The 25,737-nt window shown below is 66.6% G+C and carries 18 protein-coding genes; 5 read left to right on the top strand and 13 right to left on the bottom strand.

What is annotated here, in order from left to right:
* Positions 1-28 precede the first annotated feature (28 nt).
* The 6 genes from selB to fdnG all read right to left on the bottom strand — a co-directional run bounded on the left by selB (position 29) and on the right by fdnG (position 9,129).
* Positions 29-1,954 carry a selenocysteine-specific translation elongation factor gene (gene selB, locus CFB41_RS22140; protein WP_089458956.1) on the bottom strand — a complete coding sequence of 642 codons (1,926 nt, stop codon included), beginning with the start codon at positions 1,952-1,954 and terminating at the stop codon, positions 29-31.
* Positions 1,951-3,390, bottom strand: a complete 1,440-nt coding sequence (selA, locus tag CFB41_RS22135; protein WP_089457867.1) for an L-seryl-tRNA(Sec) selenium transferase — start codon at positions 3,388-3,390, stop codon at positions 1,951-1,953. The genes selB and selA overlap by 4 nt, the downstream gene beginning before the upstream one ends.
* Before the next feature lie 76 nt (positions 3,391-3,466).
* Positions 3,467-4,402: a formate dehydrogenase accessory protein FdhE gene (gene fdhE, locus CFB41_RS22130; protein WP_179250128.1), complete on the bottom strand. Its 936-nt coding sequence runs from the start codon at positions 4,400-4,402 to the stop codon at positions 3,467-3,469.
* Positions 4,403-4,509: 107 nt separating this feature from the next.
* The gene (locus tag CFB41_RS22125) at positions 4,510-5,136 is read right to left on the bottom strand and encodes a formate dehydrogenase subunit gamma (RefSeq protein ID WP_011355693.1); all 627 of its coding nucleotides are present in this window, start codon (positions 5,134-5,136) and stop codon (positions 4,510-4,512) included.
* Positions 5,133-6,047, bottom strand: a complete 915-nt coding sequence (fdxH, locus tag CFB41_RS22120; RefSeq protein ID WP_089457866.1) for a formate dehydrogenase subunit beta — start codon at positions 6,045-6,047, stop codon at positions 5,133-5,135. Before fdxH ends, CFB41_RS22125 begins: the two co-directional genes overlap by 4 nt.
* Before the next feature lie 10 nt (positions 6,048-6,057).
* Positions 6,058-9,129, bottom strand: coding sequence for a formate dehydrogenase-N subunit alpha (gene fdnG / locus CFB41_RS22115; protein ID WP_144029958.1), 3,072 nt, complete (start codon positions 9,127-9,129; stop codon positions 6,058-6,060).
* Between the two features lie 142 nt (positions 9,130-9,271).
* Here fdnG and CFB41_RS22105 point away from each other — a divergent pair, with 142 nt between their 5' ends.
* The 3 genes from CFB41_RS22105 to CFB41_RS22095 all read left to right on the top strand — a co-directional run bounded on the left by CFB41_RS22105 (position 9,272) and on the right by CFB41_RS22095 (position 12,639).
* Entirely contained in the window at positions 9,272-10,219 is a 948-nt protein-coding gene (locus CFB41_RS22105) for a YihY/virulence factor BrkB family protein (protein WP_089457863.1), read from the top strand.
* Between the two features lie 403 nt (positions 10,220-10,622).
* On the top strand, positions 10,623-11,780 hold the full coding sequence (locus CFB41_RS22100; protein WP_089457862.1) for a porin: 1,158 nt from the start codon (positions 10,623-10,625) through the stop codon (positions 11,778-11,780).
* Positions 11,781-12,165: 385 nt separating this feature from the next.
* A complete protein-coding gene (locus CFB41_RS22095; RefSeq protein ID WP_089457861.1) occupies positions 12,166-12,639 on the top strand; it encodes a VOC family protein in 474 nt (157 codons plus the stop codon).
* Positions 12,640-12,784: 145 nt separating this feature from the next.
* Here the strand turns inward: CFB41_RS22095 and CFB41_RS22090 are convergent, their stop codons facing one another.
* Together CFB41_RS22090 and CFB41_RS22085 are read right to left on the bottom strand one after the other, a co-directional pair.
* Complete coding sequence (locus CFB41_RS22090; RefSeq protein WP_089457860.1) at positions 12,785-13,576, bottom strand: AadA family aminoglycoside 3''-O-nucleotidyltransferase; 792 nt, start codon at positions 13,574-13,576, stop codon at positions 12,785-12,787.
* Positions 13,577-13,854: 278 nt separating this feature from the next.
* Entirely contained in the window at positions 13,855-14,304 is a 450-nt protein-coding gene (locus tag CFB41_RS22085; RefSeq protein WP_011355701.1) for an HU family DNA-binding protein, read from the bottom strand.
* 257 nt (positions 14,305-14,561) lie between these two features.
* Between CFB41_RS22085 and CFB41_RS22075 the strand changes: the two genes are divergently transcribed.
* Positions 14,562-15,680 carry an acyltransferase gene (locus tag CFB41_RS22075; RefSeq protein ID WP_089457859.1) on the top strand — a complete coding sequence of 373 codons (1,119 nt, stop codon included), beginning with the start codon at positions 14,562-14,564 and terminating at the stop codon, positions 15,678-15,680.
* Positions 15,681-16,075: 395 nt separating this feature from the next.
* Here the strand turns inward: CFB41_RS22075 and galU are convergent, their stop codons facing one another.
* The gene (gene galU, locus CFB41_RS22070) at positions 16,076-16,963 is read right to left on the bottom strand and encodes a UTP--glucose-1-phosphate uridylyltransferase GalU (RefSeq protein ID WP_011548079.1); all 888 of its coding nucleotides are present in this window, start codon (positions 16,961-16,963) and stop codon (positions 16,076-16,078) included.
* Positions 16,964-17,193: 230 nt separating this feature from the next.
* Positions 17,194-17,337, bottom strand: coding sequence for a hypothetical protein (locus CFB41_RS38250; RefSeq protein WP_006479318.1), 144 nt, complete (start codon positions 17,335-17,337; stop codon positions 17,194-17,196).
* 217 nt (positions 17,338-17,554) lie between these two features.
* On the opposite strand from CFB41_RS38250, the gene CFB41_RS22065 reads away from it, so the two are divergent.
* A complete protein-coding gene (locus CFB41_RS22065; RefSeq protein WP_089457858.1) occupies positions 17,555-18,730 on the top strand; it encodes an acyltransferase in 1,176 nt (391 codons plus the stop codon).
* A gap of 465 nt (positions 18,731-19,195) precedes the next feature.
* Here the strand turns inward: CFB41_RS22065 and CFB41_RS22060 are convergent, their stop codons facing one another.
* From CFB41_RS22060 to CFB41_RS22050, 3 genes are read right to left on the bottom strand one after another with little or no spacing between them, the layout of a single operon-like run.
* Entirely contained in the window at positions 19,196-21,661 is a 2,466-nt protein-coding gene (locus CFB41_RS22060; RefSeq protein WP_179250126.1) for a glycosyltransferase family 4 protein, read from the bottom strand.
* Positions 21,658-23,124 carry a flippase gene (locus CFB41_RS22055; protein ID WP_089457857.1) on the bottom strand — a complete coding sequence of 489 codons (1,467 nt, stop codon included), beginning with the start codon at positions 23,122-23,124 and terminating at the stop codon, positions 21,658-21,660. Before CFB41_RS22055 ends, CFB41_RS22060 begins: the two co-directional genes overlap by 4 nt.
* A gap of 26 nt (positions 23,125-23,150) precedes the next feature.
* Positions 23,151-25,343: a hypothetical protein gene (locus CFB41_RS22050; RefSeq protein WP_179250221.1), complete on the bottom strand. Its 2,193-nt coding sequence runs from the start codon at positions 25,341-25,343 to the stop codon at positions 23,151-23,153.
* Positions 25,344-25,737: the final 394 nt, after the last annotated feature.

Here is a 25,737-nt window from a genome sequence, read left to right as displayed (position 1 = left end):
GGAAAAGAACCCAAAGAACAACGAGCGCCTACGCCTGAATACCCGCCCAACCGCTGTCAGGCCGCAGGAGGTGAAGATCGCGGTGGAAGCGAGTATACCCAACCCGGTCGAAGAACTCGAGAATCTGGATCGCGCGCTTGCGGCCGAGCCCCGTCGCATCGCGGAACGTCGCGGCATCGAGCCCGCCGTCGCGCGACGGCACGAGATGCGCGACCAGTTCCGCCAGCTCGCGCACCACGCTCGCGTGGTAGAACAGGTCGCGCACGACCTGGTGCACGTCGCCGCGCCGCGCGAGCTTGCGCAACAACGCGCGCACCGCGTCTTCAGCCGCGCCCGTGTCACGGGCCAGGTCGCGCACCCACGGCGGATCGAAGCGCCCCGCGTGAATCAGCGGCAGCAGCTGCTGCGCCAGCGCCTCCTCGCGCGGCTCGAGGCTCACCGCATGCGACGGCAGATGCAGCCACGGCCCGCTTCGCGCGACTTCGCCGCCGGCCACCAGCGCATCGACGAGCGCGCGCCACAGCGTATCGCCGGCGAGCGGCGCGGCCATCCGCCGCAACCGCGCGGCGTCGAGCCCCTGCTCGTCCGGCATGCGCTCGTGATACGCGCGCAGCGTATCGATTGCCCGCGTCTGCAGCGCGCGCCAGTGCGCCTGGGCAATCACCGCGCCTTCGTTCGACGCGGCGTCGCGCTGCCCGATCGCCAGCGCGTCTTCCGGCAACGCCAGCGCATTCGGCGCGAAACCCGTCAGATGCGTGAGCATCGCGCGCGGGATGCCGAGCGGCGCCTGCGCAAGCAGCGCATCGAGGCGGCCTGCGTCGAGCCATTCGGCCAGCGCGTCGAGCCATGCGCGGCGCGCAGGCGTACGACGCTTGCGCGCCGGCCCGAACGGATCGAGCACGCGGCCGCCGCCGACCGTGCGCGTCGCCTGCGGATTGCGGACGATGAAGCGGTCGCCCGGCAGCGCAAACACCGGCTCGTCGAATACCAGCTGCACGCGCATCCGCTGGCCGGCCGCGAGCGTATCGCCGTCGAGCAGCGCGACATGCGCGACGCGATGCAGCGTGCCGAGATGCACGTGCAGCGGCGCCCAGTGCGTCAGCGTGAGCCCCGCATCCGCGAGCAGCGTCAGCTCGACGTCGAGACGCGGCGACGTCGCGACGAGCCGCGCATCGGCGACGGTGTCGCCTCGCTCGACCTCGGCCTTGTCGACTCCGGCCAGATTCAGCGCGCAACGCTCGCCTGCGCGGCCGGCCTCGACCGGCCGGTTCTGCGCATGGATGCTGCGCACGCGGGCCGCGCCGCCCGTGCGCACGATCGCGAGCGTGTCGCCGGTCGCGACGCGGCCCGCGAACGCGGTGCCCGTCACGACGGTACCCTGCCCAGTAAGCGTGAACACACGATCGACCGCGAGCCGGAACAGCCCGTCGTCGCGGCGCGCACGCCACGCGATCGCCGCGTCCGCCAGATAACGCTTCAGCGCGGCGACACCCGGATCGTCCGCAGCCGTCGCACGCGTCTCGAAAATCGGCACGCCGGCCAGCGTCGAGTCGTTCAGCCACGTGACGATCTCGTCGCGCACGTCGGCCACGCGCGCGGCGTCGACGCGATCGCACTTCGTCAGCGCGACGGCGCCATGCATGACGCCGAGCAGCTGCAGGATCGCGAGATGCTCGCGCGTCTGCGGCATCACGCCGTCGTCGGCGGCAATCACGAGCAGCGCGAAGTCGATCCCGCATGCGCCGGCCGCCATCGTATGAATCAGCTTCTCGTGGCCCGGCACGTCGATCAGGCCGAGCACGTCGCCGTTGTCGAGCGGCGTATACGCGTAACCGAGCTCGATCGAGATGCCGCGCGCCTTCTCTTCCTTCAGGCGATCGGTGTCGACGCCCGTCAGCGCGCGCACCAGCGTCGTCTTGCCGTGGTCGATGTGTCCCGCGGTACCGACGATCATGCAGCGGGCCCCGCGGGCGGCACGCATTGCGCGACGAACACCGCCTCGTCGTCGGCTTCGAGGCAGCGCAGGTCGAGCCGCAGTGCATTGTCGGCGACGCGGCCGATCACCGGGCGCGGCCATTCGCGCAGCCGTTTCTCGAGCTGCGCCAGGGCACGGCCGCCGCGCTTGCCGTCCGCCGTGCGCACGACGAGCCCGGCGCTCGGCAACTGGTCGACCGGCAGCGCGCCGCTGCCGATCTGGCTGAACATCGGCTCGACCGTCACGTCGAAACCGCTGCCGAGCGTGGCCTGCAGCGCCGGACGCACGCGCTCGGCGGCCTCGGCGATCTCGCGCTGCGGGCGCGTCAGCAGCCGCAGCGTGGTGAGCCGGTCACGCAGGAACTCGGGTGACTGGTAGAGGCGCAGCACCGGCTCGAGCGCCGCGAGCGTCAGCTTGCCGACGCGCAGCGCGCGCTTGAGCGGATGTTTCTTGATCTTCGCGATCAGCGCGCGATCGCCGACGATCAGGCCGGCCTGCGGCCCGCCGAGTAGCTTGTCGCCGCTGAACGTGACAACGTTTGCGCCGGCAGCGACGGTTTCCTGCACGGTCGTCTCGTGCGGCAAGCCCCACTGCGACAGGTCGGCGAGCGTGCCGCTGCCGAGATCGACGGCCACCGGCAGCCCATGCTCGCGCGCGAGCGGCGCGAGTTCGGCGAGCGTCGCCTCCTTCGTGAAGCCGCTGATCGCGTAGTTGCTGCAATGCACCTTCATCAGCAGCGCGGTACGCGGGCCGACGGCTTCCGCGTAGTCGCGCAGATGGGTGCGGTTGGTGGTGCCGACCTCGCGCAGCTTGGCCCCCGCGCGGCTCATGATGTCGGGAATGCGGAATGCGCCGCCAATCTCGACCAGCTCGCCGCGCGACACCACGACTTCCCGCTTCGTCGCCAGTGCCGACAGCGCCAGCAGCACGGCCGCCGCATTGTTGTTGACGACGGTCGCAGCCTCCGCGCCCGTCAGTTCGCACAGCAGATCGTCGATCAGGTCGTCGCGGTCGCCGCGGCGGCCCGTGGCGAGATCGAATTCGAGGTTGACCGGCCGCGTCAGCACGTCGACCACCGCGCGCACCGCGTCGTCGGGCAACAGTGCGCGCCCGAGATTCGTGTGCAGCACGGTGCCGGTCAGGTTGAACACGGCGCGCACCGCGCCCGCGCTCTGCGCGGCCAGCGTGCGCGCGACGGCCGCGGCGATGCGCGGCTCGTCGAGCGGCTCGGCCGCCGCCGGATCGTGTTGCGCGGCGGTACGCCAGCGTTCGAGTTCGGCACGCACGGCGTTCAGCACGCGCGTGCGGCCGTACTCCGCGACGAGCGGTTGCAGCGGCGCCGACGACAGCACGCGTTCGACGGACGGCACGCGCGCCAGTACCGCATTCAGTTCATTCACACCCGGTTCGGTCACGTCGTTGAGGCTCCAGTCTCATGCTTCGCAGCGGGCCGGCGCCGGTGCTCGCGCACCGTCCCTCCGGCCCGTGCCGTCAATTCGCGTCCCGCGAGACATCCGGCCACAGCAGCGGGTTCGGTGAACTGCGCTGGTAGCCGGCTTCGTTCATCAGCAGGTCGAGCGTGAGACTCGCGAGATCGTCCGCCAGCGGCTCGAACTCGTAGTCCTTGTCCTGATAGCCGATCTTGCGATAGGTCTTGCACTCGTCGCACGATTCGGCCTTGACGGCTTCGCTGCCGCCCTCGATCCCGTGATAGGCGATGCCTTTGGTCGAATCGCAGTGCGAGCACTTCGTGCGCACCATGTGCCACTCGGTCGTGCACAGCCCGCATTGCAGGAAACGGTAGCCCTGGTACTGGCCGCCGACCCGCACGACGCTCGCGACCGGATGCGTGCCGCACACGGGGCACAGCCCCGGCTGGTCGAGATACGGGACGTCGGCCGGCGGAACCCGGCTGGCGAGGTCCGTCCACACGACCTGCAGCGCGGCCATCAGGAACGGCGCGGTAGCCGGGTCGACTTCGGCGAAACGCAGCGCGAGGATCGCGTCGGCTTGCGCGTCCAGTTCGGCGGGCGCCATCAGGCGCAGCCGGTCGAGCAGCTTCGCGAGCTGCGGGTTGACGAGCCCGGCGCCTTCGACGCGGTCGAGCAGTTCGTACAGCACGGCCCGCCAGCGCGGATCGCGCTCGCCGTCGAGCGCCGGCACGAGCGGCATCGAATGCTCCTGCGCACGCGCGATCGCTTCCTTCGACGGCAGCGGCAGTTCGAGCGTTTGCAGCGTCGCGTGCTGCGCATCGGCGACGGTGGCCATCAGCCGCAGGTAGCCGCTGATCGGGTTCAGGTCGGCCAGCTTGCGCAGCCGCGCGGCGCGCGCCGAGAACGCGGTGGCGCGCTCCGGCAGGCGAAAGCGCGGGATGGCCGAATGATCGAGGGTCGAGATCTCGGTCGGTTCGAGGATGCGTTGTGTCACAAATATATCTTCCAAATAAACAAGCGCCGACAGGTCGGCGCTTCAGGCGGTTCCGACGGATGACGGAGCAGCCCGCCGCGATCGGCGAGCCGCCCCGCTCCGGTGCGTTATTTCACGCTTTCACGGAACCACTTCGGGTGATGCTTGCGAGCCCAGCCCAGCGTGACGGTGCCGCGCACCATCGCGCCGATCGAGCCCTTCACCCACAACGCCGCGTAAATGTGCACGATGATGCTCGCGATCAGCACGAAGGCCGCCACGGCATGCACGACAGCGGCCGCGCGGATCACCCCGATCGGGAAGTAGAACGAGAAGTAGCGCCGCCAGATCACGACTCCCGACAGCAGGAGCAGCAGCAGGCACGCGACCAACGTAAAGAATAGCAGCTTCTGCCCGGCGTTATAGCGCCCGACGGGCGGCAGCTTGTCTTCCTGGTTGGTCAGCACGTCGCCGATCTGCTTGAGCCACTGGCGATCGTCCGCATCGAGCGCGTTGTGGTGCCAGAAGCGCACCACCAGGATCGCAAACGACACGAACATCACGAGGCCGACGAACGGATGCAGGATCCGCGTCCACTGGCCGCCGCCGAACAGCGCGGTCAGCCAGAACATCGACGGATGAAACAGCGCGAGCCCGGACAGCGCGAGCAGCACGAACGTGATCGCGGTGATCCAGTGGTTCGTGCGCTCGTTCGCCGAGTAGCGGACGATCAGGTTGGGGTCGTCGTGATTCATTTCGCGTCCTCCTTGATGCGTCGCGCCTCGTCGCGCGCGGCCTGTTCCTCGTCGTCGCTCACCTCGTTCGGACCGACCCGGACATAGTGGAAGAACCCGGCAAGCGCAGTCAGCGCGAGGCCGGCCACCGCGAGCGGTTTCGCGATGCCCTTCCACAGCTTCACCATCGGGCTGATCGACGGGTTGTCGGGCAGCCCGTGGTACAGCGACGGCTTGTCCGCGTGGTGCAGCACGTACATCACGTGCGTGCCGCCGACGCCCTGCGGGTCGTACAGCCCCGCATGCTCGAAGCCGCGCTCCTTCAGGTCCTCGATCCGCTCGGCCGCGTGCTGCTTCATGTCCTCCTTGGTGCCGAACACGATCGCGCCCGTCGGGCAGGTCTTCACGCAGGCCGGTTCCTGGCCGACCGCGACGCGGTCGGAACAGAGCGTGCACTTGTATGCGCGATGATCCTTCTTCGAGATCCGCGGAACGTTGAACGGGCAGCCGGTCACGCAATAGCCGCAACCGATGCAGTTCTCCTCGTGGAAATCGACGATCCCGTTGTTGTACTGCACGATCGCGCCCGGCGACGGACACGCCTTCAGGCAGCCCGGATCCTCGCAGTGCATGCAGCCGTCCTTGCGGATCAGCCACTCGAGGTCGCCGGCCGGGTTCTCGTATTCGGAGAACCGCATGACCGTCCACGAATGCTCGGTCAGGTCGGCCGGGTTGTCGTACACGCCGACGTTGGTGCCGACCTCGTCACGCAGGTCGTTCCACTCCATGCATGCCGTCTGGCATGCCTTGCAGCCGATGCACTTCGATACGTCGATCAGCTTGGCGACACTCCCGGTCACCGGTTCGCGCACCGTGGGCGGTGGCGTCGTGGTGGCCGAGACGCGCTTGATATCCAGCGATTGCAATGCCATCTCTTTCCCCTTACGCCTTTTCGACCTTCACCAGGAACGACTTGAATTCCGGTGTATAGGAGTTGCCGTCACCCACGGACGGAGTCAGGGTATTGGCGAGATAGCCGGGCTTCGTCAGACCCTTGAAGCCCCAGTGCAACGGGACGCCGACCGTCTGGACCTTCTTGCCGTCGACCGTCAGCGGCTTGATCCGCTTCGTGACGAGGGCGACCGCGATGATGTAGCCGCGCTTGGACGACACCTTCACGCGCTCGCCATGCGCGACGCCGACTTCCTTCGCGAGGTCTTCGCCGATCTCGACGAATTGCTCGGGCTGGATGATCGAGTTCAGCCGCGCATGCTTGGTCCAGTAGTGGAAGTGCTCGGTGAGCCGGTACGTCGTCGCCACGTGCGGGAACTCCGCCACCTTGCCGAACGACGCGCGGTCGACCGGGAACACGCGGGCAGCCGGGTTGTTCAGCGCCTGCGGGTTGTTCGGGTGCAGCGGGTTCGCGTCGAGCGGCGTCTCGAACGGCTCGTAGTGCTCGGGGAACGGCCCTTCGTTCATCCCCGCCCGGGCGAAGAAGCGTGCGACACCTTCCGGGTTCATGATGAACGGCCCCATCCCGTTCTCGGGCGCTTCGTCCGCCTTGAAGTCGGGAATGTCGGCCCCCTTCCACGCGCTGCCGTTCCAGCCGATCAGCTTGCGGGTCGGGTCGAACGGCTTGCCGGCAACGTCGCACGACGCGCGGTTGTACAGGATCCGCCGGTTCGCCGGCCACGCCCACGCCCAGTTCAGCGTCTGGCCGATGCCGGTCGGGTCGGCGTTGTCGCGCCGCCCCATCTGGTTGCCGGCCTGCGTCCAGGCACCGCAGAAGATCCAGCAGCCGCTCGCGGTCGTGCCGTCGTCCTTCAGCTGCGCGAACGCGGCCAGCTGCTCGCCCTTCTTCACGAGCGTCTTGGTCGGATCCTTCGGATCGGGCAGGTCGGCGAGTGCCTTGCCGTTGAACTCCATTGCCAGCTCTTCGGGCGTCGGGCTTTCCGGGTTCGCGTACGGCCAGGTCAGGTTGACGATCGGATCCGGATACTTGCCGCCGTCCGTCTGGTACATCTTGCGCATGCGCAGGAACAGCCCCGACATGATCTCGAGGTCGCTCTTCGCCTCGCCCGGCGGCTCCGCGCCCTTCCAGTGCCATTGCAGCACGCGGCTCGAACTCACGAGCGAACCGTTTTCCTCCGCGAAGCACGTGGTCGGCAGACGGAACACCTCGGTCTGGATCTTCGACGAATCGACGTCGTTGTAGTCGCCGTGATGCTTCCAGAACTCGGAGGTTTCGGTGGCGAGCGGGTCCATGATCACGAGCCACTTCAGCTTCGCGAGCCCGGCCGCCGTCTTCACCTTCGACGGCGACGCCGCAAGCGGGTTGAAGCCCTGGCAGATGTAGCCGTTCATCTTGCCGGCATTCATCAGCTCGATCACCTGCAGCAGGTCGTACTGCTTGTCCAGCTTCGGCAGGTAGTCGTAGCCCCAGTTGTTCTCGGCGGTCGCCGCATCGCCCCACCAGGACTTCATGAAGCTCACGTGGAAGGCCTTGTAGTTCTTCCAGTAGCTCAACTGGTTCGGCCGCAGCGGCAACTGCACGCGCTTCTTGATGTAGCCGTCGAAATCCTGCTCGGCCTGCATCGGCAGCGTCATGTAGCCCGGCAGCAGGTTCGACATCAGCCCGAGGTCGGTCAACCCCTGGATGTTCGAGTGGCCGCGCAGCGCGTTCATCCCGCCGCCCGCGATGCCGATGTTGCCGAGCAGCAACTGCACCATCGCACCGGTGCGGATGATCTGCGCGCCGATCGAGTGGTGCGTCCAGCCGAGCGCGTACAGCACCGTGCCGGCGCGGCCGGGAACGGCCGTGGTCGCGAGCATCTCGCACACCTTCAGGAATTTCTCCTTCGGCGTGCCGCACGTCTGCTGGACCATGTCCGGCGTATAGCGCGCGTAGTGCTGCTTCAGCAGGTTGTAAACACAGCGCGGATGCTGCAGCGTCGGATCGACCTTCACGAAGCCGTCGTCGCCGCGCTCGTAGTCCCAGCTCGATTTGTCCGGGTACGCGTGCTTCTCGGCGTCATAGCCGGAATAGATGCCGTCGTTGAACGCGAAATCCTCGCGCACGATGAACGAGAAGTCCGTGTAGTTCTTCACGTACTCATGCTGGATCTTGTCGTTCGTCAGCAGATAGTTGATGACGCCGCCCAGGAAGACGATGTCGGTGCCGGTGCGGATCGGCGCGTAGTAGTCGGCCACCGAGGCCGTACGCGTGAAGCGCGGGTCGACGACGATCAGCCGCGCCTTGCGGTGCGCCTTCGCCTCCGTTACCCACTTGAAACCGCACGGATGGGCCTCGGCTGCATTGCCGCCCATCACGAGAATCACGTCCGCGTTCTTGATGTCGACCCAATGGTTCGTCATCGCTCCACGGCCAAACGTCGGGGCAAGACCTGCCACCGTCGGGCCATGTCAGACACGCGCCTGATTGTCGAATGCGAGCATCCCGAGACTGCGGATGGTCTTGTGCGTCAGGTAGCCGACTTCGTTGCTGCCCGCCGACGCGGCCAGCATGCCGGTGGTCAGCCAGCGGTTGACCTTGGAGCCGTCTTCCGCCGTCTCGACGAAGTTCGCGTCGCGGTCGGCCTTCATCAGCTTCGCGATGCGGTCGAGCGCGTCATTCCACGAAATCGGTTCCCACTTGTCCGAGCCGGGCGCACGATACTCGGGGTGCGTCAGGCGGTTCGGGCTGTGGATGAAGTCGATCAGGCTCGCGCCCTTCGGGCACAGCGTGCCGCGATTGACGGGATGGTCGGGATCGCCTTCGATATGGATGATGCTCGGCTGGGCGTTCTTCGCGCCGTCTCCGAGGCTGTACATGAGGATGCCGCAACCCACTGAACAGTAGGGACAGGTGTTGCGCGTTTCGACTGTGCGCGCCAGCTTGTACTGTCGGACTTCGGCGAGCGCTTCGGACGGAGAGAAGCCCATCAGGGCTAGACTCGATCCGGCAAGCGACGTAGCCGTCACCTTCAGGAACTGGCGCCGGGACATTTGTAGCATGGCTGGTCTCGGCGTTATTGTGGGGGTGAGGAAACTGAAAGGAATTATAGACAGTTCGCGCAACTATGTTCGAATCTTCGGATCAATACTGAATTGTCTGATTACCAACGATGATCCGCGTTCCGCGCGCACCCGAACCGTCATGAAACGACAGATCACCTCCGAAGCCACCCGTCTCGCGCAAGAACAGGCCAACTGGGCCCTCACCGCGTTCAAGCGCTTCTCGTCCGACCGCTGCTCCGCGATGGCCGCGGGCATCGCCTTTTTCTCCGCGTTCTCGCTCGCGCCGATGCTCGTGATGGTGATCGCCGTGGCCGGCTGGTTCTACGGCGACGATGCCGCGCGCGGCCAGGTGTTCGAACAGGCCCACCAGCTGATCGGCGACGACGCGGCGGCCAGCATCCAGACGATCGTGCAGAACGCGCACCGCGCGGGCGAGCGCGGCGGCCTGGCCACCCTGATCTCGTTCGCCGCGCTCGCGATCGGCGCGTCGGCCACCTTCGCGTCGCTCAGCGCCGCGCTCAGCGTGATCTGGCCGGCCACCGAGAACCGCTGGTCGAGCATGCTCGGGCTCGTGCGCGTGCGGCTGATCTCGTTCGGGCTCGTGCTCGGCGTCGCGTTCCTGCTGATCGTGTCGCTCGTGCTCGACACCGCGATCACGTTCGTCGGCACCTGGCTGCTGGGCAATTCGCCGTACGTGATCGTCACGAACCTCGTGCAGTTCTTCGTCGGGATCGCCGTGCTCGCGGGCGCGTTCGCCGCGCTGATGAAGTTCCTGCCCGATGCGCGCGTCGCATGGCGTGACGCCGCGATCGGCGGCATCGTGTCCGCGATCCTGTTCTCCGGCGGCAAGAAGCTGTTCGCGCTGTACCTCGCGCACGCCGGCACCGCGAGTGCATTCGGCGCGGCCGGATCGTTCGCGGTCCTGCTGATGTGGCTGTACTTCTCCGCGATCGTGCTGCTGCTCGGCGCGGAATTCGCGGCCGCCCGCGGCAACGCGCATCGGCCCGCCGCGACCACCACACCGGCCGTTACTGCTCAAGCCGATCGCGCCATCGATCGACCCGCCGACGGCAGGCGCGACGACTGACCCAACGCTTTCGCCGCACCGCCGCACGCCCCGCACACCCGTCCGCCGCTTTGCAACCCCGCTGCCCGCCGCGCATTCGCGCGGCGTTGACACGTTCTTTGCACGCCCGCGCATTCGTTGCCGCAATCGCAAACGTTTGCATGCTTCGATTTCCGTGCGCGGAAGGGCCGAAACAGGCTTCCTGCCACGATACGCATCAACCCGCGAAACAATCGCATCGCAGCAATTGTCAACTTTTTCAAAAACAGAAACAGTCGTTAATGTGCTTGATATATATAGACTTTTTCTCGCTGTTACCTTTTCGAGACACTTTATTTTTTAAGCTTTCTTGCGTCGATGGCACTGAGCTATTCTCCAATCCGCAACAAATAACGATGAATCACTTGCGTGGAGATATTCAACGATGAAGAAACTTGCTCTCTCGACCCTCTCGCTCGCCCTGCTGGGCGCCGCTGGTGCCGCACAGGCCCAGTCGAGCGTGACGCTGTACGGCGTGATCGACACGTCGATCACCTATGTTCACGGTAACGACGGTCAAGGTAACAATGCGTGGTCGATGGGTAGCGGCAACCTGCAAGGCAGCCGCTTCGGCCTCAAGGGCGCAGAAGACCTCGGTGGCGGCCTGAAGGCGATCTTCCAGTTGGAAAACGGTTTCGACTCGACGTCGGGCGCACTGGGCCAAGGCAAGCGGATGTTCGGTCGCCAGGCCTTCGTCGGCCTGCAAAGCGATCAGTACGGCACGCTGACGCTCGGCCGCCAATACGATCCGATCGTCGACCTGGTCCAGGGCGTGACGGCTGACAACTACTTCGGCAGCGTGTTCGCCACGCCGGGCGACGTCGACAACAACGACAACAGCCTGCGCGTCAGCAACGCAATCAAGTACACGTCGCCGGTGTTCGCCGGCTTCCAGGTCGAAGGCATGTACGCCCTCGGCGGCGTCGCTGGCAAGACGGGCGCTGGCCAAACGTGGTCGGTCGCGGCCGCTTACAACAACGGCCCGGTCGGCGTTGCTGCTGGCTACTTCTACGCGAACAACCCGACGCCGGCAGCCGGCGCGCGCGCAGGCTGGGGTTCGACGACGTCGGACAATATCGTCGACGGTCCGATCAACGCGGGTTACGTGTCGGCGAAGTCGATCGGCATCGCTCAAGTGGCAGGCCAGTACGCATTCGGCCCGGTGACGTTCGGCCTCGGTTACAGCAATGCACAGTACAAGCCGGACGCATCGTCGGGCTTCGGTTCGACCGAAAAATACAACACGGGCCGCGGGTTCGTGACGTATCAGGTCACGCCGCCGCTGCTGCTGGGCCTCGGCTACTCGTACACGAAGGCGAGCGGCAACACGAACGCCAAGTACCATCAGGTCTCGCTGGGCGGCGACTACTCGCTGTCGAAGCGCACGGACATCTACCTGGTCGGCGCTTACCAGCACGCGAGCGGCACGCAACTCAACGCGGACGGCACGACGTCGGCAGCGCAAGCTTCGGTCGGCTCGTACGGCATCGCCGGCACGAAGTCCCAAGAGCTGGTCGCACTCGGCCTGCGTCACAAGTTCTAAGAAGTACGTTTCCGGCGTGCATGGCGTCTCCGACGCCTTGCCGCCGACCTGGAAAGCCAGCCCCGGTTTCGGCCGCGGCTGGTTTTTTTTCGTCCGTCTCCCGCGTGCCCGCAGCGCCCGCACGGGCCGGGAACCGCAACCCGCGCCACGACCCACGCCCGCGAGCCAGCAGCGGCGCCTGGCGGCTGCCAAGCACCGGGAACACCGTTTGCGAAGCGCCGCACCGGTCGCCATCCGTCCGCCGAGCGACTACCATCCGCACTGCCGGCACCGCGCGTCCGGTGCGATCGCCATGTGCCGACGCGTGTCGATTTCGGCAATCGTCATCCGTCGTCTCGATGGCGGCACGCGGTTCGCGCATCGCCCCATTCACAGGAGATACGCCATGACGATTCAGAAGATCACGCCTTTCCTCTGGTACGCGGCGGAAGCAGAAGAAGCCGCCGCTTTCTATGCGGGCATCTTTCCGGATTCGCGCGTCGTGCGCGTCACGACGGTGCCCGGCACCGACGGCACGCGGATGGTCGAGTTCGAACTGTTCGGGCAACCGTTCTTCGCGATGAGCCACCCGCGCACCGATGCGTTCAACCATTCAATTTCGCTGCTGGTCAGCTGCGCCGACCAGGCGGAACTCGACCGCTACTGGCATGCCCTGCTCGACAACGGCGGCACGGCCGACGCCTGCGGCTGGCTGAGAGACCGCTACGGCGTGTCGTGGCAGATCGTTCCGGACACGCTGATCCCGATGATGTCCGACCGGGACACCGTCAAGGCCACGCGCGTGGCCGCCGCGATGATGCAGATGATCAAGCTCGACGACGCCGCGCTGAAAGCCGCCTACGCCGGTACGGCGGGCTGACGAAGCAGCACGTCGCACGGCGCATGCGCGATGACGCGCCGGGTTGCCGACAGGCATCCGGCTCGACCGCGTGCGACTGCCGCGCCAGTGCCGATGATCTTCATCGGCGTCGCTCTCAAGCCGGGCACGCGCGCGGCATCCACCGCTACGTCGACAGCATCGATTCGACCGTTCGCCGCGCGTAGCCGATGAATGCGGCAACGGGTTCGCCCGACAGGATCGCCGCGTCTTCCTCGCCGCCGAGATAGGCGGCACGCGCCGCCGCGACAACCGGCCGGTAGGCTTGCGGCAGGCGTTCCAGAACCCATGTCGCCGCGACGTCCTTCGGCGCGATCCTGCCGGTCGCGGCGCTGTACCAGATGCGCGCGAGCGCGAGCACCACGTTGCACGCGTCGCCGCGCCAGTCCGGTTCGGCATTCCACTGCGCAACGGTCGACAGCAGCGCGGCGACAAAATCCCGTGCGGGCACCTGCTCGAAAAGCGCCGCCGCCGGCACGCCAACCAGCACGACACTGTGCTGCCGCACCTTCGTCAACAGGATCGCCAGATCGTGATCGACGCGCGCCGGTTCGACGATGCCGGCCTCGAGCTCGTGACGCAGCCACTCGCCGAACTGCAATTCACGACGCGCCGGATGACGCCACGGCACGACCGCATCGTGCGCGACGACGGTCGCTTCCAGTGCGCGCATGCCGCCGGCGCGACCCGGCGGCGCCGACACGGCCAACAGGTCGAGCATCAGTGCGTGCCGCGTCGATTCGTCCGGCCGGGCCGACACCGTCACCAGCAGGTCGACGTCACTGCGCGGCTTCAGTCCGCCGTCGAGCGCCGATCCGAACAGGTGGATTGCCGTGAGCGTCGCGCCGAGATGCCGCTCGATCGTGTCGCACGCGGCGGTGACCTGGGCTGCGATTTCGTCCGGAATGCATTCAGTCACGATGCGTGTGCCTCACGATGCGCACGCAACCGGCACAACGCGCGCGACAGGCAGCGGCGGATCGGCTGCAAGCACGCAGAGGATTGCCGCTCGTCATCGCGCGTGCGCGACACGTCTTCCGTCGTGCGTCACGCGTCGAACCGGACCTTCCGCCATTTCGCCGCTTCGCTGCCGCGCGATTTGCGCAGCGCAATAAAAATCCCCGCACGCTTTCGCGTGCGGGGATCGTCGGACATCGCAGTGGCTGCCGACATGCATTCGGCAGCCACTGCGCAGCATTACGCTGCTGCGTCCTTCAGCTTCTTCAGCGCACGTGCCTTCACGCGCACGCTGGCCGGCTTCGCCGGGAACCAACGCTCTTCGCCCGTGAACGGATCCTTGCCGAAGCGCTTCTTCTTCGCCGGCACGACTTGCGCCGTGATCTTCAGCAGACCCGGCAGCGTGAACTCGCCCGCGCCCTTCTTGTGAACCGAGCCCAGCACGACGTTCTCGAGTGCGACGAGCACTGCCTTGACAGCCTTCACTTCGACAGCTGCGCGCTCAGCGATGTGCGTTGCGAGCGATGCCTTCGTGAACTTGTCCTTCAGCGGCGTCGGAGCAGCCGGTGCCGCCTTCGCGACAACCTTCTTGGCTACTACTTTCTTCGCGGGCGCAGCCTTTTTGGCAGCCACTTTCTTGGTGGCCGGTGCGGCAGCCTTCTTGGCCACCTTTTTTGCGGAAGTCGCCATGTTTCTCCTACCAGGTGTGGTCGTTGGATACACGAAGCGTGCAACGCGCGCGCTTCAACGCCGGATTCTACAAGCGCCTTGACGCTTCGTGCAGTACTTTTATGCGTTTTCGCGGGGTTTCCCGCAGGTTTTTTTGCATGCGACCGATTTCATCGACGCTCCAGCATCAAAAAACGCCTTCACGTAGGCACCCGAATGCGAATTACGTTCGATATTTGCGCACCTATACTGGGCTCGCTCAATGCCCGGATGCCTCCATGCGCGAAGCCAGATACGTCAAAGGACTCGACGGCCTGCGAGCCCTCGCCGTCATCCTCGTTTTCCTGTCCCACAAGGGCCACGTCCTTGCCGTCGACGTCGGCAAGCTTGGCGTGTGGACGTTTTTCCTCATCAGCGGATTCCTGATCGTCGGCGAGCTGCATCGCAACCGCCAGGCGGTCGAGCGCGGCACCATGACGCGCCGCCATGCGCTCGCGCTGTTCCTCGCGAAACGCGCGCTGCGGATCTTTCCCGTCTATTACCTGCTGCTCGCCGCGCTCGCGATCGCGCACGCGCTGTTCTACCAGCGCGGCGTCAATCTCGGGCTCGCGTGGCACGCGGTGTTCCTGTCGAATTACTGGATCGGCGCAGTCAAGGACGGCTGGCCGGGCTCCACGTCGCACTTCTGGAGCCTCGCGGTTGAACAGCAGTTCTATCTGATCGCACCGCTCGCGCTGCTCGCGGTGCCCGCCGCGCGACACGTCGCGCTCGGCATCGCGGCCATCGTACTGTGCGCGCTCGCGCATCTCGCGCTCTACCTGTGCGACGCGTCGCCGGTGCTGATCTATGCGTTTTCGCCGTGGAATTTCGCGCTGATCGCGCTCGGCGGCGTCGGCGCGATGGCGCTCGCCGATCGCGGCGCGGCCGCCGTGCGCCGCGTTCCGCCCGGCTGGCTCGGCGCGGCCGGCGTCGTGTTCTTTCTCGTGCTGCCGGCCTGCACGCCGCTGCCCGACGCGATCGCGGGGCTCGCGGATCTCGGCCTGTCCGCGTCGCTCGGCGCGCTGCTGCTGTGGATCGTCAGCGAACCCGGGCATCCGGTCGTGGCGCTGCTCGACTGGGCGCCGCTCGCCTATCTCGGCACGATCAGCTACGGCTTCTACCTGTTCCACAACCTCATTCCGGCGCGCTTCGGCGTGCTGCCCGCGCACGTCGCGCACGTGACCATCCCGGAAATCGTCCGCGACACGCTACCCGAACTGCTGCAGTTCGCGCTCGCCGTGCTGCTCGCGCACCTGTCCTGGCGCTATCTCGAAAAGCGGCTGCTCGATTTCAAGAAGCCGGTCGCCGCGATGCTGGCCCGGTATTTCGTCGCACGGCCGAGCACGTCGGCGCGTTGAATACGGCACGGACGCGGCAACGGTCGAGCGAGGAAGCGGTGCTTCATGCCACACCCCGGCGCTGACGCTCAACACTCGAGCCGTCGCGTCATCGACCGGCGCCGGCAAAACCGATGCAGTCACGAACGTCGATGCGCATCGCGCAATCGAACCGCCGATCCTGTCATCCGAGCGCCCGTCGCGGCACCGGTTTCAGCCGTGACGTCCGCGCTCGTCGGCGCGCCCCACTCCGCACGCAACCCCGATCCTGAAGCCGATCCGCCACGACACGCACCCCGGCGGCTCGCACGGCGATCGTGCACTGGTGCCACCCGCACACGCAAAAAAGCCCCGGCGCGCGAGCGGCCGGGGCCAACGGAACAACCACCACCTGAAACAACGGAGCGCGCGACTGCTTAGGCGACAGCAGCCAGCGCGGGCAAGCAGGTACGCAGGTAGGCCTCGAATTCGCGGCTCACTTCCGGATGCTGGAGCGCGAGCTCGACGGTGGCCTTGAGATAGCCGATCTTGCTGCCGCAGTCGAAGCGCGTGCCGTAGTAGCGATACGCGAGCACCTGCTCGTTCGCGAGCAGCGACTGGACCGCATCGGTCAGCTGCAGTTCGCCGCCGGCGCCCGGCTTAAGCTTGCGCAGGTGATCGAAGATCGTCGGCATGAACACGTAGCGGCCGACCACGCCGAGATTCGACGGCGCATCTTCCGGCGCCGGCTTCTCGATGATGCCCGACAGCTTGATGATGTCCTCTTCCCATTCGCGGCCTTCGACGACGCCGTACGAACGGCTGTCCTCGCGCGGGATCGTCTCGACCCCGATCACCGAGCTGTGATAGTGGTCGAACACGTCGACGAGCTGCTTGAGCACCGGCTGTTCGCCGTGCAGCAGGTCGTCGGCGAGAATCACCGCGAACGGCTCGCCGTGCACCAGCTTCTCCGCACACAGCACCGCGTGGCCGAGGCCGAGCGCTTCCGGCTGGCGCACGTAGAAGCAGTTCACATGGCTCGGCTTGATGCCGCGCACCAGTTCGAGCAGCTTTTCCTTGCCGCGCGCCTCGAGTTCGGCCTCGATCTCGTAGGACTTGTCGAAGTGATCCTCGATCGCGCGCTTGCTGCGACCGGTGACGAAGATCATCTCGGTGATACCGGCGTTGATCGCTTCCTCGACCGCGTACTGGATCAGCGGCTTGTCGACGACGGGCAACATTTCCTTCGGGCTCGCCTTCGTTGCCGGGAGGAACCGCGTGCCGAGACCGGCGACGGGGAACACGGCCTTGGTGACTTTCAACATGTTCGCATCCTGATTGCGTTGACTGCGCCGCGTCGACCCGCGACCCGGCGCGATTGTGTTCCGAACGGCATATCGAGAATCGACGGTACGGCCAATTCGACTCCGCTCATTTTCGATATGGACTGATTGCCCAATGATTCCGGAAAAAATATAATCCTTTCAACCCGGTCGATATTGCCGGACCGAGTGCCGAGGCAGAAACAAATTACCGATTTTCCAGATACAAATTCTTACGATTCGAATTCCTCGATATAGGGCACGCCGCCCCGTTCGAGACCCGGGCGAATCGGTTCGTTCTTCAGCGCCTCACGGTACGCCGACAGCACGGCCATGACCAGCAGTACTGCAGCGCTCGCGATCCAATGCATGTCCATCTTGCCGCTCCTTGCATCAATCAACTGGAGCTTCAAACTATCAGAAAAAAATCGGTAAATAATTGACCCGCGTCGCGGAGCCGCTTTCTGAACGCGATAAAACCATGATGTGGAATTCCGATATTTCACGGCGAGATTTTTTTATTCATTGATCGAATTCTTGCGCATTACGATTGGATGAAACTTCCCGTCCATCCGTCGCAAGGAATCGAATCGCATGCAAGCTTTCAGCGGATCGTCTCTGGCCGCGCCGCCCGTCGCCGATCACAAGGAACACGTGATCGACGCGATGCGCGGCTTCGCGGCGCTGCTCGTCGCCTATTTCCACTGCCGCCAGGTCGTCTGGGTCGGCATGCAAAGCTTCCATCACGCTTACGGCCATGCGCTCACCCCGAGCGCGATCGCCGGCTACCTGACCTTCCCGTTCGCGTGGGGCTCCGCCGGCGTGCCGATCTTCTTCGTGATCAGCGGCTACTGCATCCATCGCAACGCGGCGCTCAAGCTCGCGGCCGATCCCGCCTACCGGCTCGACGCGCCGAACTTCTGGGTGCGCCGGTTCGCGCGCATCTACCCCGTGCTGCTCGCCGCGCTGCTGTTTACGTTCGCACTCGACTCGGTCAGCCTGCAGATCGAGCCCGTCAGCCACAAGATCCGCGATGTCGGCCTCGTCGCGTTCCTCGTGAACCTGTTCTCGCTGCAGGGCGTCGCCGGCTACACGTACGGGTCGAACGGCGCGCTGTGGACGCTGTCGCTCGAAGTGCAGTTCTACGCGATCTACCCGCTGCTGTTCGCGATCCGCCGGCGCATCGGCATGCCGGCGGTCGTGGCCGCGGTCGCGCTCGTCAACGTCGCGTCGGCGTGGCTGCTCGAACGGCACGACCTGCAGTTCTTCACGTCGTACTGGCTGTCCTGGACGATCGGCGCGTGGATCGCCGACGTGCGCGCGCAGCCGGCCCGCGGCGCGGCCGCCGTGCCGTCGCGTGCGTGGTACGGCGCGGCTGCCGTGCTGCTGGCCGCCGGCTGCGGCGCGTTCCATTTCGGCCAGTACGGCGCGTTCCAGCTGTGGTCGGCCGGCTTCGCGTGCTTCCTGTACCGCGCGCTCGCCCGTCCGCCGCGCCCGACGCCGCCGCTGCGCGTGCTGAGCTGGTTCGGCGACTTCAGCTACTCGCTGTACCTGATCCACCTGCCGCTGTTCGTCTGTCTCGGCTCGGTGCTGTTCCATTCCGAGCTGCAGCTGTCGATCTGGCCGTCGTTCGCGTTCATGGCCGCCGCGATCCCGGTCGCGTATGTGTTCTACCGGATGTTCGAACGGCCCGCGATGACGTGGTCGGCCAGCTTCAAGCCGGCTCGCCCCGCTCGGGTCGTTACGCCGGCGCCTGAACGGGCCGTTTGATCCGGCCGGAACGCTTTCCCGAGCCCTCGCGCGGCGCTGCGCTGCCTGGGGGCTTTTCATGGCCTGAGCGCGCCGGCATGCCGGGTTGGCGGGGGGGTGGGTAGCCTTCGGGCGTCCGGCCGCGCCACGGCCCGCAGGAGCCGCCCTCGACCGCCTTTCGCCACCGGGACTGCCTGGGCACGGTCTCGTGGCGTCACCTTCTGGCGTCACCTTCTGGCGTCACCTTCTGGCGTCACCTTCTGGCGTCACCTTCTGAAGTCTTCCTCTGACGCCACCATTGGCGTCGCCTTCTCGCGTCACCAACCGCGCCCTCCCACTCAACAATCGGCCAAGCACGCCCCACTCGACGCACAACAACCTGCCCACCACCCGCCCGACAAAGGCCCCCGGCGCTGAAAAACAAAACCCCCACGCAGCACACCGCCGCATGAGGGCCCGTTTCCCACTGGCTCGCGCCGACGGCTGCTAGCGCTTCTTCGCCTTCGCCGCCTTTACTGTATCCGCGAGGATCTTCTCGACCCGCTCCACGTAGGTTTCGGTGCCGAACCGGCGCACCGCCGTCGCCCGGCCGCTCGCGACGAGCCGCTCGCGCAGCGCGCCGTCGCGCTTCAGCGTAGCCAGCGCATCGGCCAGCGCGACCGCGTCGCCCGGCGCGCAGAGCAGCCCGTTGTCGCCGTCCTCGATGATCTCGACGACGCCGCCCGCGCGGGCCGCGACGACCGGCCGGCGCGCGAGCATCCCCTCGACGATCACGCGCCCGAACGGCTCGGGCGTGATCGACGTGTGCGCGACGACGTCGACCGCCGTCATGCAGGCGGCCACGTCGCGCTGGAACCCGAGGAAATGCACGCGCTCGTCCATCCCGCGCCGCGCGACGTATTCGTGCAGCTGAGCTGCGTATTCGTCCTCGCCGAACAACGGCGCGCCGACCAGCACCACGTGCATGTCGGGATGCGGCGCGGCGGCTTCCAGCAGCACGTGCTGCCCCTTCCAGCGCGCGAGCCGGCTGAACGAACCGACGAGCCACGCGTTTTCGGGCAACCCGAGGCGCGTGCGCAGCGCGGCCTGGCTGACGCCTTCCAGCGCGTCGAACGGCTCGGCCGAAATGCCGTTGAACACGACGTCGACGTGCTGCGGCGTGAAGCCCGTCAGCGTCCGGAACGCCTGCGCGGACGCATCGGAATTCGCGATCACGCGCGTGACGCCGAGCCGCGCGCAGTACTTGATCGCCAGCAACTGCTTGCTGCCGAAATGATCGGTGCTGACGATGTCGCGCAGGTGCCACACCACCGGCTTGCGCGCGAGCCGTCCGGCCAGCGCGGCGACCACCATCGCGCGTTGCGTGTTCGCGTAGATCACCTCGGCGCGGCGTGCGCGGCGCGCGACGTCGCGCACCAGCCGCACGAGCTGCTTCAACGCACCGAGCGACACGCCGCCCTGCTTGCGCACGCCCGCGAGCGCGCCCTGGTCGACCACGTCGACGCGCGCGCCGATCTCGTCGAGCGCCGCGCGGAACGGGCCGTCGTCGAACAGCAGCACATCGGCGTTCGCGCGCATGTGCTTCATGATCTCGAGCAGCGACAGTTCGGCGCCGCCGAGCACGCCGCTCTGGTCGAGCACGAGCGTCGCCGGGCCGCGCGCGGCCGGCATCGGCGCGATCGCCGTACCGCGCTGCGCGGTCGAGCCGGGCAGCGCCGCCTCCACGTAGTCGAGGAAGCGCCGCCGGAACGTATCGGCGGAAAACCGCTCCGCGTTCGTGCGGCAGGCGGTCGGCGTGAAGCGCTGCGGCGCACGCTCGAAATCGTCGACGGCCGCGACGATCGCGAGCGGCGTCTGTTCGTCGAAAAAGAGGCCGGTCGGGTTCAGGTCCGATTGCGGGTCGAGCACGGTTTCGAGCGCGCCGCCCTTGCCGTACGCGATCACCGGCGTGCCGCACGCCTGCGCCTCGACCACCGAGATCCCGAAATCCTCCTCGGCCGCGAACACGAACGCCTTCGCGCGCCGCATCCGGTCGTGCAGCACCGCGAACGGCTGGTAGCCCATGATCTCGACGTTCGGGCCGGCCTTCGCGCGGATCTTCTGCATCTCGGGGCCGTCGCCGATCACGACGAGCTTGCGCTCGGGCGTGCGCGAAAAGGCTTCGACGATCAGGTCGATCTTCTTGTACGGCACCATCCGCGACGCGGTCAGGTAGAAATCCTCCTTCTCCGCGTTCAGCGAAAACGCGTCGACGTCGACCGGCGGGAAGATCACCGCCGCGTCGCGGTGGTAGACCTTCTTGATGCGCCGCGCGATGAACGCGGAGTTCGCGACGAAACCGTCCACCGCGTTCGCGGTGCGCGTGTCCCAATTGCGGATGTAATGCAGGATCATCCGCGCGAGCAGCGACTTCGGCCCGTGCGTGAGGTTCGACTGTTCCAGATACTGGTGCTGCAGGTCCCACGCATAGCGGATCGGCGAATGCACGTAGCTGATGTGCACCTGGTCCGGCCCCGTCAGCACGCCCTTCGCGACCGCATGGCTGCTCGAGATCACCAGGTCGTACTCGGACACGTCGAGCTGCTCGATCGCGAGCGGCATCAGCGGCAGGTAGCTGCGGTACTTGGTGCGCGCGAACGGCAGCTTCTGGATGAACGACGTCGTCACGGGCTTGCCGCGCACGAACGCGCGATCGTCGAGGAAGTCGACGAGGCTGAACAGGTCCGCGTCGGGAAAGCACGCGACGATCTGTTCGAGCACGCGCTCGGCTCCGGCATAGGTGACGAGCCAGTCGTGGACGATCGCGACGCGCAGCGCGCGCGTCGGATGGCGTGCGCCGGCCCGTTCGGCCGGCAGCGCCCGGCGCAGCGCGGCGGCATCGCCCGCTTCGGCCACGGCCGCATCGGCGGTGGCGAGATTCAATACGGCGTGTTCCGCCAGATCGCGATTCATACCATTTTCCTCGCATTGAGACGGACAAACAGGTCGCGCACGAGCGCACGCAGCCCGGGGGTCATCGTGAGCGACCACGCGACGTTCAACAACAGCACGACCGCGCAGATACCGACCGACTCGACGAGCCCCGGCCACGCCTGCGCCAGAAACAGGCTCGCCAGCAGAAACGCCAGATGCGCGAGCATGTCGAGCACGATCGCGCGCATCCGGATCGCCGACAGGTACAGCAGCACGCCATAGTCGACGAGCGCACGCGCCGCGACGACCACCGCCGCGCCGATCAGCCCGAAGTGATGAATGCCGAACCACAGGCCGCCGACGAAGAACGGCATCTCGACGAGCCCGGCGAACGCCGCGCGAGCCGGATTGACCTGCGACTGGATCAGGATTCGCGTGACGCTCGCCTGGCCGACGAGCCACACGCTGATCACCAGCACGCGGCCGACCGGCGCCGAATGCGCGGCGAGATCCGCGCCCACCCACAGCGTGAGGAACGGCGCGAGCGCGAAGATCGCGACGATGCCGACCGGCGTGAACACGCCGTTCAGAAATTCGAGCGACTGGCGCGCGAGCGTGTCCGCGTGGTCTCGACCGACGGCCGACAGGCGCGGGAACAGCGTGCGCACGAGCGCGTTCGGCAGCATGTTCAGGCGCGTGACGAGGTTCTGCGGCACCGTGTAGTACGTGACGAACTTCGCGCCCATGCCGGCGCCGAGCATCACGCGGTCGAGCGTGTCGGCGATCATGCTCGTCGTGCTCGCGATCAGCATCCAGCCGCCGAAGTTGAACAGCCCTTTCGCGGTGCCCCACTGCGGCGGATCGATGCGCCGGATCCCGAGCACCTTGATGCTGGCCTGGCCGAGCATCACCGCGGCGATCAGCCGCGCGACGACCGCCGCGGCGAGCACCGTCTGCAGGTTCGGCGCGATCCACCACGCGGCGCCGAGCGGCAGCAGCTGGAACAGGAACGTGCCGATCGTCTGGTTCGTGTTGAACACGCCGAAGCGTTCGGCGCCGTTGATCGCGCCGGCGAACACCCACGACACGTTCGCCAGCGGAATCGCGAGCGCGAGCCACGGCAGCGCGAGATACACCTCATGCTGCATCGCCGCCGACACCTTCGTGAAGTACGCGGTGTAGACGAACGCGCCGAAATAGATCAGCAGCCCGCCGACGATGCCGGTGCCGAGGTTCAGCCAGAACGCGCTCCAGAACACGCGCGCGCTTTCGTCGGCGTTGCCGCTCGCGAGCGCCTTCGAGATGTGGTTCTGCGCGGCCATGCTCATCCCGAGATCGAGGATCCCGAAATAGCCGATCAGCGTCCACACGAGGCTGACGACGCCGTAGCGTTCGACGCCGAGCGCGTGGATATAGGCGGGCACCGTCACCAGCGACACGAAGGTCGGCAGGATCAGCCCGATGAAGTTGATCGAAACGTTCTTGAGTATGCCTTTGTCCATGCTTCTGCCTTGTGTGACGTCGCCCGTCACGGTTTCCAGCGATACATCAGCACCTTGCCGCGTGCGTCTTCCTCGACGAACACGAGGTACTCGCCGTTCTCGCGCCGGAACGCGCTGATGCCGAACGGCACGTCGACCCAGCCGGAGGCCTTGCCGACCTCGGCGCCCGGGCTCATCACGCCCACTTCCTTGCCGGTTTCCTTGTCGTACACGTGGATCTTGCCGACCGGCTCCACCCCGAACAGGTAGCGGCCCTCGGCCGTGAGCCCGATCAGGTCGAAGATCGGCTTCGCGTCGAGCTGCCACGGCAGCGCGACCTGGTAACGCACGACCGGCGAACCCGTCGACCACTTGTCGAAGCGGATCAGCACACGCCCCACTTCCTTGTTGATGCCCGGCTGCGGCGGCGCGTCGGCCGTGTAGCCGGTCACGTACAGCGTGTCGGTCTGCGGCTCGTAGATCGCGCGGCGCAACTGCGTGAACGGCTGCGGCATCGGATAGGTCGTGACCTTGTCGTACGAGTAGACCGGGTTGCCGGCCTTGTCGACGCCGCCGTACTGGAAGCGGTGGATGCCGCGCACGTCGCTGGTGCGCCAGATGTCGCCCTTCGTGTCGACCCACCAGCCCCAGCCGCCCGCCTTCGCCTTGCCCGTCGTGTTCGTCTCGAACTCGTCGGCATCCAGCCGGCCGTTGCCGTTCGCGTCGCGCCACAGCCAGTCGCCGCCCGGCGGCTTGTTCGGCACCTTGTCGACCGGTCGCGCACGCCCCGCGATCAGGCCCGACGGAATCGCGACCTCGCCGTCGCGCTTCGCGTCGAAGCGGTAGATCTTCAGGTGATCGGCGTACATGTCGGTCAGGTACAGGAACGTGCGGCCGTCGAGGCGCCGTGCGAAAGGCATGCCGGGATACTGGTCCGTGTGGAACACGGGATCGTCCGGATACTTGAAGCGGTTCGACAGGAAGCCGACGTATTTCCAGTCCTGGCCCGGCGGTTTCGACAGGTCGAGTTCGAAGCGCTTGTTGCCCGTGTACACGCTGTTCGGCCGCGCCGGGTCGAGCCACGCGCCGTCGACGAACAGCAGCCCCTGCACCTGCCAGCGCTGCTTGCCGTCCGGCGTGTAGCTTTCGAGCACCGCGCCGAGCCCTGCACCGATGGTGTCGTGGCGCGGCCCGATGCCGTTCATCGACACGTAGATGTTGCCCGCGCGGTCGACCCCGACACCCGTCAGCCCGTTGAACCGCTGCGGCCCCGGCCGGCCCGGCACCGGGCCCGCGAAGATGCCGCCGCGCTCGCCGAGCGTGCCCGACTGCGCATAGCCCTTGCCGCCTTTCGAGAAGATCAGGATCTGCTGGCGCGGCCCGTTGTCCGCGACGAGCACACGCCCTTTCGCGTCGACGGCCACGTCCACCGCGTCGGTGCCTTCCGGCAGCGCGGGCGCGTCGTCGAGCTTGCGGCCGTCCGCGCGCACGTGCACGAGGTGCGCGGGCCCGTTGATCGTGTCCGTGAGCAACCACAGCGTGCCGTCGCCCGCGAGCGCGAGGCGGCCCGGCTCGTGCGCGCTCCACGTGCCCTTCTGCTGCATCGTCTCCGCGTCGTATACGTCCACCGCGTCACGCGACGGATTTGTCGCGAACAGCGTCTTGTCGTCGGCCGCGAGGCCGCCGACTTCCGCCTTCTGCTCGCCCACTTCCGAACGCGCAGGCGCCGCCACCTCGTTCATCATCATGAAGCTCGCGGCCATCCGCGCGCGACCGGTGTCCGCGCGGCCGCCCGGCGCAACCTGCGGCGCCGCGCGGAACGGCGCGGGCTGCTTCAGGTCGCCGATCGTGCGACGCGAGATGCCGAACCACTGCTTGCCCTTGTCCGGCCAGATGCCGGGCGACTGCAGATGGCCGCGCTCGTTGCCGACACCGATCGCGACATACGCGTACTTGCTGTTCACCGCGATCGCGCTGCCGCCGAGATTGCCCCAGCCGTGCGTGCCGCCGGCGAAGCCGAGCATCTTCCCGTCCTGGTAGACGCTCGCCTCGGCCCCGCTCTCGTCCCACGGCGCGTTCGTATACACCTTGCCTTCAGGCGTCACCGCGATCGCGCGGATGTCGATCTGCGTCCAGCTGCCATCGCCATAGCCGAACGTATTGCCGATCCACGACGTCGTCGCGGGCAACACCGTTTCGGCCGGTGCGGCGCCCGTCAGCAGCGTCGCGCACACCGTCATGCCTACCAGAATCAGACGTCGCAATGCGCTTCTCCAGACTTGATGCAATAACGACCGGGCCGCCGCAAGGACTGCCGCCGGCGCACCCTGTCGCTAAATGGGTTTCAAACGTCGCGATGCAGGTTACAAGCAAAAATAATCACAAGAAATTTGGAAATATTTGGGGATGTTTCCGCGTGAAATATCGAACCGGAACAGCGCCGAAAAGGCGCCCGAAAGCGGCAATAACGACCGCCTTTCGATTTCCGTCCCGTAGAAAATTCCGCCTTTCACCGCCTGACGGGGCCGTCCGGGCGCCTACCTTTCACCCGGCGACAGAAATAATCGGCATTTGAATATTTGCCGTCAGATAAATGACGCGCGTTTTTTTGCCGATTTCTTTTCCCTAGAATCG

Origin of the sequence: Burkholderia sp. AU33803 (assembly GCF_002223095.1) — a bacterium.
Taxonomy (GTDB): domain Bacteria; phylum Pseudomonadota; class Gammaproteobacteria; order Burkholderiales; family Burkholderiaceae; genus Burkholderia.
This window is presented reverse-complemented; position numbering and strand designations above follow the sequence as displayed.